The 15,933-nt window shown below is 51.8% G+C and carries 9 protein-coding genes; 2 read left to right on the top strand and 7 right to left on the bottom strand.

Annotated features, from left to right (window positions below; all coding sequences use genetic code 11):
- The first annotated feature begins 197 nt into the window (after positions 1-197).
- A complete protein-coding gene (gene trxA, locus FJM74_RS14400; RefSeq protein WP_187263321.1) occupies positions 198-512 on the top strand; it encodes a thioredoxin in 315 nt (104 codons plus the stop codon).
- A gap of 198 nt (positions 513-710) precedes the next feature.
- On the top strand, positions 711-1,676 hold the full coding sequence (locus FJM74_RS14395; protein WP_187263320.1) for a nucleoside hydrolase: 966 nt from the start codon (positions 711-713) through the stop codon (positions 1,674-1,676).
- Positions 1,677-1,733: 57 nt separating this feature from the next.
- Here FJM74_RS14395 and FJM74_RS14390 read toward each other — a convergent pair whose 3' ends face one another.
- The 7 genes from FJM74_RS14390 to msrB form a co-directional block, all read right to left on the bottom strand.
- Positions 1,734-3,347 carry a family 43 glycosylhydrolase gene (locus tag FJM74_RS14390; protein ID WP_187263319.1) on the bottom strand — a complete coding sequence of 538 codons (1,614 nt, stop codon included), beginning with the start codon at positions 3,345-3,347 and terminating at the stop codon, positions 1,734-1,736.
- 174 nt (positions 3,348-3,521) lie between these two features.
- On the bottom strand, positions 3,522-4,904 hold the full coding sequence (locus tag FJM74_RS14385; protein ID WP_187263318.1) for a family 43 glycosylhydrolase: 1,383 nt from the start codon (positions 4,902-4,904) through the stop codon (positions 3,522-3,524).
- Between the two features lie 242 nt (positions 4,905-5,146).
- Complete coding sequence (locus FJM74_RS14380; RefSeq protein ID WP_187263317.1) at positions 5,147-7,006, bottom strand: glycoside hydrolase family 2 protein; 1,860 nt, start codon at positions 7,004-7,006, stop codon at positions 5,147-5,149.
- A 632-nt stretch (positions 7,007-7,638) separates the two neighbouring features.
- The gene (locus FJM74_RS14375) at positions 7,639-8,712 is read right to left on the bottom strand and encodes a glycoside hydrolase family 43 protein (RefSeq protein ID WP_187263316.1); all 1,074 of its coding nucleotides are present in this window, start codon (positions 8,710-8,712) and stop codon (positions 7,639-7,641) included.
- A 302-nt stretch (positions 8,713-9,014) separates the two neighbouring features.
- A complete protein-coding gene (locus tag FJM74_RS14370) occupies positions 9,015-10,556 on the bottom strand; it encodes a RagB/SusD family nutrient uptake outer membrane protein (RefSeq protein WP_187263315.1) in 1,542 nt (513 codons plus the stop codon).
- A gap of 23 nt (positions 10,557-10,579) precedes the next feature.
- Positions 10,580-13,750: a SusC/RagA family TonB-linked outer membrane protein gene (locus tag FJM74_RS14365; protein WP_241739178.1), complete on the bottom strand. Its 3,171-nt coding sequence runs from the start codon at positions 13,748-13,750 to the stop codon at positions 10,580-10,582.
- A gap of 785 nt (positions 13,751-14,535) precedes the next feature.
- Entirely contained in the window at positions 14,536-15,096 is a 561-nt protein-coding gene (gene msrB, locus FJM74_RS14360) for a peptide-methionine (R)-S-oxide reductase MsrB (protein ID WP_187263314.1), read from the bottom strand.
- Positions 15,097-15,933 lie beyond the last annotated feature (837 nt).

Genomic DNA, 15,933 nt, shown 5'->3' with positions numbered 1-15,933 from the left:
CGTCGCTGCCATTTTTTTGATTTCAACCTTTAGGCAACTACAAACTTCTCATTTTTAAGGGTATGCGCACGTTCAAAATCGCGCTGCAGGCTTCATCTATTTGTCCGTTTTAGCTGCTCGAGGCGCTCGGAGAGCGATCATTTTTGTGTTGCTGCCGTATCAGAAAGGGTAGCATTTTTTAATTTATGTTGGGCAATATGGCAAAGAAATCCTTTAATGAACTCATCAATAGCCCGGGCATGCCGGTGCTGGTCGATTTTTACGCTGATTGGTGCGGCCCCTGCAAAACCATGAACCCTATTGTGGAGCAGGTGGCAAAAGAGTTTTCGGGCAAGCTAAAGGTGCTGAAAGTGAACGTAGACCACAACCAGGCCGCTGCCAGCCAGTACCGGGTGCAGGGTGTGCCCACTTTTATCCTTTTCCATAACGGGCAGATCGTCTGGAAACAGGCCGGTGCCGTGCCGGGCCACCAACTGACGCAGGTGATAAAACAGGCGATAGCGAAGGCTTGAATTTTAAGTGAGTGAATGAATGAATGAATGAATGAATGAGTGAATTTCTAATTACTTTTTATAAAGGTGTGGCTCTGGACAGCAGCAGCAGGGGCAGCAGTGCCTCCGGAGGGGCTTTTTCATTAGAATAATCGGGCTAAAACGCTTCTCTCCTTTATCCTGGATTCCTTCCCCGAAGATCATGTGCTATATTGCCGCATGAACCAAACAACTGCGCAACTTCCCAGGCCTGTCCTGTTCGATCATGATGGCGGTGTTGACGATTTCCTTTCGCTGCTCCTGCTCCTGCTGCTGGATGAGGCAGAACTGACAGGCATCTCTATTACACCGGCCGATTGCTACGCTGAAACCGCCTTCGAAACAACGCATAAGCTTCTATCTCTTACGGATAAGAAGCACATAGAAGTAAGCGTGGGCCATTACCATGGCATTAACGCCTTCCCGGCCGACTGGCGTGCCAAACCTAAAATGCTCAATGCCCTCCCTGATCTGATTAATGTGGCTTGCCCGCAGAAGCTTGAGCACGCCGAGAACAGCTGTGATTTTTTCGTCCGTAAATTGTCTGCTGCCCTTGTGCCGGTAACAGTGCTCCTGACAGGTCCCTGCTCCAACCTGGTACTGGCGTTTGAGAAACATCCCGGGATCAAAACCAAAATAAAGGAGATTGTATGGATGGGCGGCGCCATAGACGTGCATGGCAATGTGCGCACCTACAACCACGACGGCACCGCGGAATGGAATGTTTTCTGGGACCCGGCTTCTGCCGGCAAGCTCTTTAAGGCTGGCATACCGCTCACCATCGTGCCACTGGATACTGCTAACCATGTGCCGGTAACGTTCGAGTTCCTGAGAAAGCTGGCGGCACAGGCTTCGGCTTTTTATGCGCACCTGGCTGGTCAGTTCTGGGCCACCACCATCGACACGATTCCTTCTTACGACTACACCTACTTTATGTGGGATGTGCTCACCTCCAGCTACCTGGCTATTCCGGAGGCTTTTACGCTGCAGGAAATGGAGCTGGATGTTGTAACGGCCGGGCCATCGGCAGGAAAGGTTTTCCGTGCTCCCGGCACGGGGCAGTGGGTGCAGGTAGCCACAAACGTAGACAAGGCGTTTTTTTACACCTTTCTGTTTGAGAAACTGACCTCCGACCGCGGACACTGAAAGCCCGGCCGGGTTGAGCAGGTGCACCTTGTAAGCAACCTGCTCAACCCGGCGAGTCTACTCTTGCTCCGACACGCTCATCCTGAACCAGTTGAAGGTGGCTGTAGCAGTGGCAGGTCCTTTGGCAGTAAGCCCCACGCGCACGCCTCTGTCCCAGGGTGGAAGGTAGTCGGCGTTTACCGCCTTTCCGCCATGCAGGTCGTTCCAGGTGGCACCGTCGGTGCTCCAGGCAAAGGTCATTTGATCTCCTTGGGTGGTTATGAGCCTGAGCTGAATAATACCTGCTTTTGGAGCCGCTGTTTTTGCCACAGTTTCCTCTTTGCCTCCTCTTACAGACCAGAGCACGATCTCGTCGTTCCGCAAGGCCACCCCCACGGCATTTTCCTGATCGCCTATGGCTGTTAAACCTGCCATGACGCCTGCAGGCAGGGAGCTTTTCTGAATGGCAGTAGTGGCTGTATAATCGGCCTGCAAGGTGCGTTGTGCCAGTGTTGCCCCAATTCTGTCGGGAGAGGCTGTGAGGGCAAGCGTACCCTCAGAACCTGCCGTAAGGCTAAAGGTTGGCTTCTGCCCTACCGGCCACTGCCACCGCTGCGAGAGTTCGGCTTCCATGAATTCTTCCTGCACCTCTCTGGCTGTGGCAGTAGTGGCAGCCGCCTTATGCGCAAGCGAGGCACTGATGGCGGGTGAGTTGGTCTCGAAGCGTGGCCATCCATTCTCTTCCCACAAGATCTTATCCAGCATTCCCTGGCGGCCCGGGTATACCGAGGCGCTGGTGCTGTAGGCATGGTAGAGCATATAATCCTGTCCGCTGGCGTCTGTTACCACTGTTCCATGGCCGGGGCACTTCCAGTCGTCGTTTTTCTGCATAATCGGGTTCTCGAGGTGCTTCTCCCAGGGGCCCTGCAAAGTTTTGGCCCTTGCCACGCCTATACCATAGGTGCACTCGCGGCCGCAGCAGGCATCGCCGGCATAGAAATGGTAATAGTAACCGTTTCTGCGTACAATGGCCGATCCTTCCACCAGGCCTCCCTCCCAGGAGTCGGGATCGTTGCGAAACATCTCGAACATCTGGCCGGTGAGGGCGGTGCGCTCCTCGTTCATTTGCTGGGCCCAGATGGGCGTTGGCAGGCCCCGGCTGTTCCCGTCTTCTTTCCAGACCAGGTACAGATCGCCTTTCTCGTCTCTTATCTCAAAACCATCTATGGAGCCGACTTCCTGGCAAATTAAGGGGCCGTGATCGGTATAGGGGCCGGTAGCGCTGGTGGCGCTGGCTACGCCCACACACAGGTTGCCGCCTTTCTTTTTAGCGGTGTAATAGATGTAGTATTTCCCGTTTTCGTAGGCAATCTCCGGAGCCCAGAAATGCGCCTCGGCCCACTCGGGCAGGTTTTCCGGGAACACGTGGCCTACAGTCTCCCAGTTTACCAGGTCTTTGGAATGCAGCAGCGGGAACAGCGGCGCCCATTCGGAGGAGGTGGCGGTGGCCCAGTAGTCGTCTCCTACCCGCACCACCGAGGGGTCAGCATAATCGCCGGGAAGCACGGGGTTGGTATACGTGGTGCCTGAGGCGGCAGCAACCGTAGCGTCTTCTACTGCCTCTTCTGACCTGTTGCTGCTGCAGGAGAGCAGCAAACAGCTGTAAAGGAATATGAAAAAGTGCTTTTTCATGGGTTGAGAGTTAAGTTCAGGAAATAAGATATTTGATTACAGACGCTCATTATATAGCTTAAGATAGCTTAGGAGCAGCGGCAGTACCAAAGGCCTCCGGAAGGGCATTTTCATTAGAATAATTTCTAACTGCCGCGTGGTTTGCGCTCAGGCTTTTTGTGCGCCTACTTTAACTTAATACAGCTTCAGCTCCCACAGCCCTGTCCGTTCAGCGTGCGGCATGTTGTTGGTTATTTGTATTCTGATAAACCGGGCTTTTGCTTCTCTCTGGTGCTCTACGGGCCATTCCGTGGCGGTGGCATTGTTGCCTTTGGCATAGGGGCTCCAGTTCTCTCCGTCGGTTGAGCTTTCTATGCTATAATCGTAATTGCCCATTACCTCATCAAACACCGGCGACACCGCACGCACTGTTTCTTCTTTGCCTAAATCGGCTCTCAGCCAGGCATTCGACGCATTTTTATCGACTGCCCACAGGGTGCCGTTATTTTCATCGATGGCCCTGCCCGCATCGTATAGCGGCCCTACCGTGCCAGAGGCCTCTACGGCTACCGGGTGGAGTTGCCGACGGCCGGGCTTCGACTTTGCAAAATCCAGCGGAATTCCTTCCTGTGTGGCGACCATCCGTTTTATAGCCCCATCCTCTTCAAACTCCATCTTATCGATACACACCTGCCGGATGCCTTTGTAAAAAGGGTACACATGGCGGTGGTACACCATGTAGTACTCATCTCTGAGTTTGATGGTAGAATGATGGCCCGGGCCACTGATCTTGCCATCGGGCGTGGCCTTGAGGATGGGGCTATTCTTGCCCTGCTTAAACGGACCGGTGGGCTTGTCGGACATGGCGTAGCGCACTTTGTAGGTGGAGTCGTAGTAGAGGCCATCGGAGTACATCAGGTAGTAGATGTCGTTGCGCTTCATCATGTGCGGGGCTTCAAAATAGCCTTCGGGCGTAATAAGTTCAGGCTGCTTTTTAAAAGAGGCCATGTCGTTGTTGAGCAAGCCCACGGCGCAAATGCCATCCTTAAAGTCGAAGCCGGAGCCCCAGTAGAGGTAGGCCTGCCCATCGTCGTCTACAAAGGGGTCAGCATCGATGCTGTGCATCTTCTCCCACCACTGCCGGTTTTTGATAAAGATGCTGTCGCCACCCAGCAGGTTGGCAAATGGCCCCAGCGGATGGTCAGCCACGCCAGCATAAATGTTGTGGTTGGTGGAGGTGTAGAGGTAGAACCTGCCATCTGTTCCTTTGGTAATGCCCGGTGCCCAGATGTCGGGTTGCTGCATGCTGGTGGGCCAGTTCAGCTTGGTGAGTTTCCAGTTCACGAAATCGGCAGAGCGCCAGACGGTGGCTTCGGCGCCGGTGGTGGCGTAGATGTAAAACGTGTCCTGGTGCTGCAGAATGTGCGGGTCCGCAAAATTGCCGGGCAGAATCGGGTTGCCGGTGTAGCGCTGCTCCTGCTGCGCTGCCTGCTGACCGTCTGCGGTCTGATCAGAGGCCGAATTACAGGCAGTAAAGGCTAGGAGCAACAGCAGCCACTTTGGAGTCTGATATGTCATGTTTCCTGAAATTAAATTTTATAATTAAAGTTTAGATGCAGCAAGACAGGTAAAGTGCATGCCAGCAAATTCAGTTGTATAAGAGAGCAATTATTTAAATAAAAATGGCCCTCCAGAGGCTTCCTGGGCTCTTTTCATGGCCATATTTTGTCAGCATCCATTTGGGCATACCTAAACGGAACCCATGAAGAAGCTGATGCCTGTTCGTCCAAACCACACTGACAGCGAGCCCTCTCCTCCCGCTACTTCATTTTCACCAGACTTGGGTTGTAGAGTTTGGCATGGACTTGCTTCAGCTTCTCTACCGGCACTTTTATTACTTTACGGTCGTAGGTGATGAGGCCGTTCGTTTCTATTTCCACATCGGTGGTCTGGGTGTAGATGGCTGCCGACAAGCCTCTCGGGATGAGTTCTTCCAGCCTGTCGATAAAGGAGCTGTAGCGTTTAAAGAGCTCATCTGCACTTTTAAAACTCTGGTAGCCCCAATTGTCTTTTTCCTGCCAGGTATGGCCTTCTATGGGCAAACCCAGGCCGCCATATTCTCCCAGCGCCAAAATCTGCTTCTGCCCGAAGAGGTCGGCACGGGGCATGGCCGGGTCGGGGTAGTTGTGCAGGTCTATGATATGGCCCACCGGGTGGAAGTTGCCGCCACTGGCGCTGTTCACCAGCCTGGATGGGTCGCGCTGCATCGTCCACTCAGTTATCTCCACAGTTTTGAACTGGCCCCAGGCTTCGTTGAACGGCACCCACACCACAATGCTCGGAAAGTTGTGCAGGTCATCCATTATCTCGGCCCACTCGGTCCGGAAAATCTGTTCTGACTCCGTGGTGCGCTCCATGTCGCCGCCGCGACCTTCAATACCCGGGTTGTTCTCCCAGAACTGGCCCCAGTCGCCGTTGGGCATGTCCTGCCACACCAGCATGCCCAGGCGGTCGCAGTGGTAATACCAGCGGGCAGGCTCCACCTTTACGTGCTTCCGAATCATGTTAAAGCCCATTTCCTTTGTCTTTTCAATATCAAACAAAAGGGCATCTTCTGTGGGAGCTGTGTATAATCCATCGGGCCACCAACCCTGGTCGAGCGGGCCGAATTGAAACACGAACTCGTTGTTGAGCAGCATGCGCTGAATGCCGTTGGCATCGGGCTCCATGCTGATCTTGCGCATGGCAAAGTAGCTCTTCACCTGGTCCAGCACCTTGTTGTTTCGCACCAGGGCCACCTGCAGGTCGTATAAATGTGGATTACCAGGAGACCAGCGCTTTGGATTCGGGAGTTTCAGATTGGCTTCGGCGTTGGCTGCTACCTCCTGCTCGGCTATCTTCTTCTTTCCTTCCCAGGCCGATACCCTGATTTTATCATTTGCCTGCGCCTGCGGCACGTTTGCTGTTATGGTTACAGTGCCCGCATCTACCGATGGTGTTTGGCGCGTGGCGGCGATATACGTCTGAGGCACTGCCTCCAGCCAGACCGTCTGCCAGATGCCGGTTACAGGCGTGTACCAGATAGACTCCGGTTTCTTTACCTGCTTACCGCGTGGTTGCGGGCCGTCGTCGCTGGGGTCCCAGACGCTGATGGTAATTTCCTGCTGATTGGTGTTGTTGAGCAGCGGCGTGATATCAAAACTGAAAGGGTCGTAGCCACCCTGGTGGCTGCCGGCCTTCTTGCCGTTCACATACACATCGCACTGCCAGTCTACGGCTCCGAAATGCAGCAGCACCTTCTGCCGACGCAGTTTGGCGGGCACCTGCACCAGCCGCCTGTACCACAGCACCTGCTCCGCTCCCACTGTTTTGCCAACGCCCGACAGCGCCGACTCTACCGGGTAGGGCACCAAGATGTTGCCATCGAAGGCAGTGGGTCTGGTTTCCTGCTGCGCCTTTGGCAGGATGGCGTACTCCCAAAGGCCATTGAGGTTCTGCCAGTTATTGTCGCGCACGAGCTGCGGACGCGGGTACTCCGGCAAGGGGTCGGCTGGATTTACTTTTTCGGCCCAGGGGCTCATAATCTTCCCTGCCACAGGCTGCCACTTGGAAGCTTGGGCGGCAAGTAAACCTGCCTGCAAGAGCAGGACAAACAGGAAAAGGATGCGTTTTTTTCTCATGTTTTTATGGGTATGTTGACGTGGCTGGTATGGGTATGATGAACTTTTATTGGCAGCTCTCTCAGTTCCATTTCAAAAAACAATCTCGGAGCAAGGGGAGCTTTTGCAAATTTTTTTGGCAGAACCTTTCTATAGGCCCCCTACCCCAAGAATTTATAGAATTTAAAAATTTCAGAATGCCCACAGCGCAAAACAGTTTTGTTTTATCCTTCTCTTTCAGAATAATTCTATACACTTCTAATTTTATATATAAAATTGAACCGCAATTATTCTAGTGCCTGCATATGTAAGGAGAGGCATATTCCAATACCTATTGGTGCCAACGGTCTTAGCTGCTGCTGGACTCGGTGCCTTTATGCTACCTTGTTGTATGGTGAAAGTCTTAGCGCTCACGGCTGGGATTCGTGAGATAGCCAGCTCAGGTCCTTCATTTCCAAATCTTCTCATCTTCAAATCTTTAAATTGAAAACTTCCAACTTGAACAATTAGTACATCAGCACATTAAACTAAATTATTCTAATGAAAACAGCCCTCCTGAGCCTCTGCCGGTGTTTCGTTTTTTTACAACAGGAACAGGTAAAGAATCAGAAAAGCACCAACTTTACCTTCAGAAAATCTAATTGCACTTATCGCTATTTCACCTCTCCTGATGGCCGGCTAATTTGGGAACTCAGGGAAACAGGCTCCCCAAAATTTGGCGTTCCGTCCGTGTTCCAGGTAAATTTTTGCATGCGGGGGCTGCGGCCACCACTGCAGCCCTGCCCCGGCGATGAGTTGGCGTGGTAAATGATCCAGTCTTCGGTGCCGTCAGGCGATGTAAAGAAGCCGTTGTGGCCCGGACCATAGGCATTGCCTGCCGGACTTTTTGAAAAGACAGGGTTCGGTTTTTTAGTCCAGTCGGCTGGCTTTAAGGGGTCTCCGCCCTCTTTTAAGGTCAGCATCCCCAGGGCGTAATCGTCGGTCCAGCAGCCGCTGGCGGAGTAGATCAGGAAAACCTGGCCAGCTTTGTTCTTCAGCACCTGCGGCCCCTCGTTTACCAGTCCATTCCGCTCCCAGGGGTACACCGGCTCCGATAGCATCACTCTTTCGCCTTCCAGGGTCCAGGGGTTGGTCATGCGGGCTATGTAGAGCTGCTGTACGCCGGGGTCATTGTCGCCGCGCCATCCCGACCATAGAAAATACTGTTTCCCGTTGTGCTCCAGCACGGTTCCGTCTATGGCCCATTTGTCGGAGGAGTCTGCAATCTTGCCTTTAAACTCCCAGGTGCCGGTGGTAGGGTCTGCCGAGGCGTTTTCCAGCACGTACATCCGATGGTCTTTGTCCTGCCCTCCATCAGCGGCAAAATAGACATACCACTTGCCATCGACAAAGTGCAGTTCCGGGGCCCACAGGTTGCGGGAGTAAAGCCACTGCGCAGGAGGAGTCCAGATGGTTTGCAGCGGCGCCTCTCTGAGCTGCGACATGTGCCTGGTCCTGGCCAGCGCAATGCGGTTTCCTAAGGTGTGGGTGTAGTAGTAGAAGCTGTCTTTCTGCGCCACCCAGGGGTCGGGGCCGCTGGGGAGCAGCGGGTTGGTAAAAGTTGTTTCGGGGCCGGCGGGTGGCGGGGTAGTGGTGTTCTGGCCAGGGTCTGAGTCGTTTTTGCAACCTGCGCCGCTACACAGCAGGAAACAATACAATGCGAAAAATAAAATTTGGGGAGTTCTCATAAGCATGTATGTCATATGCGCTTTTTTATGGGCAACTGTGCAGCTGCTCCCGGCACTTTTCCAGGGGTTCGGTGCCTACACCAGATGTTTCCTGTATACGGATTATTCTAATAAAAATGGCCCTCCGGAGGTTCTGCTGCTGCTCCGTGCCGGGTTGGCTTTTCATTATCCCGAAGTGCTGGCTCCACTTTTATCTGCCATCCGGACGCCTCTGAACATGGTTTGCCAAAGGATCAAAAAAAGTCAGGGCCCTGCCATGCCTTTTCAGACATAAAGCGGGCCCTGACAGGAAGCACCTTAAATTAGTAATTCGGGTTTTGTTTTAAGTTCGGGTTAATATCCACGTCTCGTTGCGGCAGCGGCAGGATCCTGTGGCGATCTAACCTGAACGTGCTGAAGGCCGGGTCCCGTTGAATAAGCACTTTCAGCTTTTCCTCATTTTCGAAATAGCCCCAGCGGTCCAGGTCGTTCCAGCGGTGGCCTTCGCCGGCCAGCTCGGTTACGCGCTCATGCTCTATCTGCAGGCGAAATGCCTCCTGGCTCAGGCCTGGTTTAGCCTGGGTGAGGGTGCGCAAGCCAGCTCTTTGACGTACACGATCCACATGCGGATAAGCCTCTGCCGTTCTGCCAAGTTCGTTCAGCACTTCAGCATACATCAGCAACACGTCGGCATACCGGATATAGCGGTAATTGTTGGCCGATCGGAAACCTTCGCCGTTACGTCCGGGCTCGGCATCATTAGAAAATTTGCGTAACCAGACTCTGTTGTCTGTGGCACCATACCGCTGCTCAAAGGTCTGCCCGTAAATCATAGTGGAGGCAGGACCTCTTTCATCCATAAAATCGAAGAAAAAGGAAGCCGCCACCCGTGGATCTCTCTGACCGTTGGCAGTTTGCTCGTTAAACTCATTCAGCACCCAGCGGTGTATTTCAGCATCGGAGAAACCAACGTTTGCCGGCGCAATAAACTGAGCGAGCGGAGAGCCATAGTTATGGTTTGGCGTCTGTACGTCGTTGTCTGTAAACTCTGACTCGTTGGTGGCAAACTGCCACTCGAACACCGACTCTACGTTGTTTTCGGTTGTTGAAAGGAAATTATGGCGGAAGTCAGGCACCAGGTTATACACATCCTTGCCCTCGCCGGTCACGAGCCACTCCAGCGGCACCCGTGCGGCATCCCAGTTGCGCTGCTGCATGTACACCTTCGCCAGCAATGCATAGGCGGCTCCTTTTGTAACACGGCCTAAGTCATTGCCCGAATAGCTGGTTGGCAAGACCTCTGCAGCTTCTGTGAGGTCTCTGGCTGCCTGTGCCCAAACTTCTGCTCTGGTGGCATTTTCCGGAAGGTCGGTTGGCCGTGATGGTTCCAAAATAAGCGGCACGTTTCCGTACAGGCTGGCCAGGTTATAGTAGAAGTAGCCTCTGAAAAACTTAGCCTCTCCTAATAACCGGGCTTTTAAGGTCTCATCCATTTCAATATCCGGAATATTGGCCAGCGCCTGGTTGGCTCTGAAAATACCGATGTAGTTATCGCCATATATCCAGTTAAGCTCCCCAAAATTGTAATTTGTAATCAGGAACTTATCCATGTTGTTGGGGATGTCTACCCGGGGGCTGCGGCTAAAGGCCTCATCGGATCGAACAGTGTAGTAGAACCATTGCCACAGCACAATCGGCCCGCGGTGCAGGGTACTGTAGATCGCATTTATGCCCTGTTGCGCATCGGTGCTATTTTGCCAGAACTGGTCTACAGTTGGGCTGTTTGGGTTCGGAATGTCCAGGTCGTTGTCGCAACTGGCCAGGAACATGCCGGCAGCCATAAATAGATATAGTATCTTTTTCATAAAGAAATCCTTTGCAATTATCCTTAAAACTCAAAATTCAACCCAACAGAATATACACGGCTGGCTGGCCAGTTTCCGGCATCCATCCCTCTCTCCAGAATACTTACGCCTGTTACGTCGGGGTCAAGGCCGCTGTAACCGGTAAAGGTCAGCAGGTTCTGGCCACTGATAAACACACGGGCATTGTTTGTATGGATTCTGCTCAGGAATGAGGCTGGCAGGTTATAGCCGATTTCGATGTTACGAATGCGTAGATAAGAAGCACTCTCCAGCCAGCGGTCGCTTTCACCTTTGTTGTTCAAAATGACACCTTCCTCTGTATTCCGGGCCAGTCTTGGGTCGGAAGTATTGGTATTTTCAGGCGTCCAGGGGCTGATGTCGCGACGGAAGTTGGTGTTTACATAAGAATCGAGGATTCTTCTTACGTCGTTGTAGACCGTGTGCCCAAACACGCCCACCAGTTGCAGGTTAAAGGTGAAGCCTCTGTATGCGGCGTTAAACTGAGCACCTGTCTGCAAAGTTGGCCAGGGCGACCCACTAAAAGTCCGGTCGTCGTCGTTGATCTGGCCATCATCGTTCAGGTCCTGAAAGCGGATGTCGCCTGGCTTGGAGAAGGGCTGAATAATGGTACCATCTGAGTTTACATGGTTTCTAACCTCCTCTTCACTCTGGAAGATGCCGTCTGTCCGGAGCACATACCACTCGCCTATACCCCGGCCTATTTGAGAACGGGTGTTTCCGGCCACGATATAGTCTATTCCTTCTCCCCTGTTACCAACATCTTCTACTTTATTCTTAATAGTGGTGAAGTTGGCCGACGCGTCCCATTTAAAGGCATTCTCCTGGCTGCGGTAAGTGGCAGAGAACTCGAACCCCCGGTTACTGATAGAGGCTGCGTTCACAAAGGGGTTGCCCCCCAGGTTTCCTGTATAGAAAGGAATCGGCAGATCAACCAGCACATCTTCTGACAGAGAATAATAATATTCGGCAGATAGCACTACTTTATTATTAAACAAGGAAGCATCAAAGCCTATATTTTGTGATGTTCTGGTTTCCCAGCGCAGGTCTTGGTTCACCAGGCTTGCCTGATAGGCACCTACAGTAATCACATCGTTATTTGGCCCAAAAACTGCTCGTGGGTTATTGTTTATTACGCCAATATATTCCCAGGCCCCCAGCGCTGCCGCAATACCTAACTGTCCGTACGAGGCTCTGAGTTTTAGGTCGGACACCCAGTCTGCGTTAAAGAAATTCTCATCACTTATTCTCCAGCCAAGTGCTATGGAAGGGAAGAATTTGCTGCGGTTATCGGCACCAAACCGTGAGTCCTGGTCGTAACGGCCAGTCAGGGTTAACAGGTATTTGTTGTCGTATGTATAGTTTAGGCGGCCTAGTGTACCTAAAATGCGGTAATTTTCAATTACGCCGCCTTCAGATGTCTGGTCGCCGATGGCAGACCCGATGGTGGTCAGGTACTCGCCGCCGAAGTTCACCAGCTCATTACGTCTTGCCTCCACTCTATCTCTGCGGCTGTACTGCTGCGTATACCCAACCACGCCATTAATATTATGGCGATCAAAAGTTTTATTGAAATTAAGGGTATGCTCTAACAGAATAGTGTTAAAATTCTGTCTGTCCTGATACACGTGCGTAGGCTCAAACGCCTGCGCCAGCACCCAGTTGCCCTGTCGGCGCACGTTCTGATGAAAATCGAAGCCTGCATCCAGACCGGCGTTAAAACGATACGTTAAGCCGTCCAGGATTTCCACATCAGCATAGGCATTTCCTACTACCCTCGAGTACTTATGCGTTGACTCAAAAAGCTCTCTCATGGCCAGGTAGTTCCAGCCATAAATAGGAGCAAACGTCTGGTCGCCTAAGCCCCAGCCACCAGGGTTTTCGGGCGTTATTAAGTTCGGATGCCTTACCGGAATAACCGGCAGCAGTTGTGGCATGTCGTAGAAAGGGTTCACCAGCAGCGGGCGCTCTTCCCAGGAGTGGGTCAGCACCAGGTTCTCGCCAAAGGTAAAGCGGCCTTTTTTGCCTTGCGTGTTTATACGTACACTGGCCCGGTCGAAGGTATTTCCTTTTACCACTCCATCGTTCGTGAAATAAGAACCGGAGATGAGGTAGTTACCTGCCTCGCCACCGCCAGATAAGGTCACGTTATAATCTGAGAGCGTTCCGAGCTGCGTTGTTTCGTCCTGCCAGTCGGTGTCTGTAACAGTCCAGTGCCTTACGCTGTTAGGGCCTGTGGCAGGGGGCGGCGTAAGCGAAACGCTGCCGGGAGGGGTATCGCCGGAATTAAGGAACTGCTGGCGTTGGGTGGTCGCAAATTCTTCGGCATTCATCACATCCCACAGCTTGGGTATTTGCTGCACACCCTGCTTAATAGAAACGCCTATTTTGGCAGGCCCCTCTGCTCCTCTTTTGGTGGTAATGATAATTACACCGTTACCGGCCCTGGAGCCGTAAATGGCAGCCGCCGAGGCATCTTTCAGGATCTGGATGGACTCAATGTCGTTTGGATTGATGGTAGGAGAAGCATCTGCGATCATACCGTCGATTACGTAGAGTGGGCTCGTATTAGAAAAGCTGGCAACACCCCGAATATCGATGGCAGCACCGGCACCCGGACGACCGGAGTTACGCACGGTAACACCTGGCGCCAGGCCCTGAATAGACTCTGCTACAGTAGCGGCCGTTACTTTGTTAGACTCCTCAGGAGCAATAACGGAGGCAGCACCGGTCAGGTCTTCTTTCCGGATGGTCTGGTAGCCGATCACCACCACCTCACCCAGAGTTCTGGAATCCGGTGCCATCTGGATATTAATAGAAGAGCGGTTGTTAACAGGAACCTCCTGCGCTGTATAGCCTACATAGGAGAACACCAGCGTGCCGTTTTCCTGTCCGTCAGGCACGTTCAGGGAGAAGTTTCCGTCCAGGTCGGTCACAGTACCCTGTGTTGTCCCTTTTAAGACAACCGTTACACCGGGCAGGCCGGCACCGTTTTCGTCTGTTACCTTGCCGGTTACCGTTATGGCAACCCTCAGGTCTGTGCTGATCGCGTGCCGGGAACGCAGGTAGTCGTTGTCGGCAGCCGCAGCGGTGCTGTGCAAAGCGAACTGAACCAGCATAATGGTTGCAGTTGTACTTGCCACACCTGTTAAGAGATTTGATAAAGTTCTGTTCATAAAGCTTTTGGCATGTAGGTAATTAAGTTATAAAACGAACCGGAAATGGCAGGATTCAGCCACCATAAACTGTAGAAAGAGCATGATGGGCAAAGGCTGTTTAAGTGGAAGGAAAAAGGGCGTTAGTAGTTTTTTTATCATATATGATCCGTGGTAGTTTGTGTCTAGTACGTTAAATAGAAAAAGTAGGTCTTAAACGTCTATTTGTTTTCTGTCTGGCTTACAAAAAGGGCTTTTGAGCTACCATTTCCGCCCCAGTTTTTTTATTCCCAGAACAGGCAATCTTATCATTTACAAGACTTACAAAACCCGTCGGCATCAGGCTAGTATTTTCAAATTAAGCAAGCTAATTTTGAAATTTCGTCAGCTAAATACGGGATAAATTAAAACGATTTTAATCTGTAAAATGTATCTTTGACACCTATTCTTACAGCTAGATTCTTCTTCGCCTTGAAATAATCAGGCTACTAAAACACAAACCTGGTCCTCACCTAAACAATCGCACGTTATCGACTTGATATGACATAAGTTACAGACAGGCTATTCGTTCTAGGGAGTTGTTAAGCTACGCGCTTTAATTAGAAAGTCAAGCATACCAACAAAGATGTTTTCTGCCATCTCAGTCAAAATACATTCCCCAAAACCTGAGCAATAATACGAAAATAATTTAATAATGTTAATCTGACATTTATAACAAACGATTGTTATTTTAAATAAGATTTTTAAACTTGTTGTCAGGCGGCCATGCAAGCTACCTAAGCCTTAACTATTTCGCACAATAGCGGTTATAAGCCCGGTTCAAAATCGAGCACGATGGAGTTCATGCAGTAGCGTTTGCCGGTGGGGGGCGGGCCATCATCAAACAGGTGCCCTAAGTGTGCATCGCAGCGGCCGCAGAGCACTTCTATCCGTTCCATACCGTATGAGTGGTCATCCTGGTATGAGACCCCATTTTTCCGGAGCACCTCAAAAAAGCTGGGCCAGCCACAGTCGCTGGCGAACTTGGCATCGGAGCGGAAAAGGGCGTTGCCGCAGGCCCCGCAGTAGTAGGTGCCAAGGCCGGTGTGGTTCCAGTACTGGCCCGTAAAAGCACGCTCCGTCCCTTTTCTGCGGGCTATCTGGTACACATCGGCCGGCAGCACTCTGCGCCAGGTAGAATCAGCGAGTTCGAGCCGGGCGGTATCGGTGCGGGAGTAGTAGGGGTTGTCTGGTCTTTGCTGGTTGCCAGTAGCTGCCGTGTAGCGCACATTTGCTCGTGCCGGCTCTTCCTGCCCGGTATCAGCAGGAGACTGGCAACCAAGCAGTGCCACCATGGTAAGCAGCATAAAGGTTATCATTGAGTTCATAAACAGGGGTTCATCGGTTAAATTATGTGGTTAGTCAGGCCTCAGCAGTAGGTTTATTAAAAAGGCAGCAGCCTAACATCGGGTTATGGCCTGCCGCTTTACTTTCAGGCATGCTCCTTGAGAGGATAATCGTGTTCCTCTTAAGACGTGGTGACCCGGCTGGCGGTAAGGCTTGCATAATATCTTATATACGTGAAAAGCTGAGCAGGCAGATTGTTTTCAGAAACAGGCAATTTATTTTTCGGGTTGGGTTAGGCCTGAGGTATGAACAGTGCGATTGTTCTACTGAAAAGGCCACTCCGCAGCTGATCTGACAGCGATAAATTGATTACTTGCCTGCTGCTGCTTATAACACAACAAAAGAGCTTTGCAGATTACCTTTCCGTTCACTGTCCCCTAAGAGTGAACTTCTGGATTGCCTGCTGCAGCCAATTATCTTACAAAACAACAAGGGCGTGCAGTTTGCTCAAGCGGCGCGAATAATTGGAGTGCATTACATATTTTGGGCGTGGCTATTCTGGTAAATATTGGTTCCATCTGTCTTAGCTGCTGCTTTATCCGAAGCCCTCTTAACTATCTTATTGCATAGATTAGGCCCCGAGCGCTCACGGCTGGGGAAGGGGCCCTCTATAAGCGAGGCCTCACCGCTGGCCATCGGCGCTGTGTTCGCTCCTGTCAGGGGTGCAGGCCCCCCTTCCCCCGGCGCGTCACGCCAGAGACTGGGATTTCTTCGATAGCCAAGGTCACTCATTTCCAAATCTTCTTATTTCCAAATTTACAAATTGAAAAATTAACACATTAAACTAAATTATTCTAATGAAATTTGTCCTCCGGAGG

This window comes from Pontibacter beigongshangensis (assembly GCF_014332515.1).
GTDB lineage: Bacteria > Bacteroidota > Bacteroidia > Cytophagales > Hymenobacteraceae > Pontibacter > Pontibacter beigongshangensis.
Note: the sequence above shows the minus strand (reverse complement) of the source record. Positions and strands in the feature narration are given on the sequence as shown.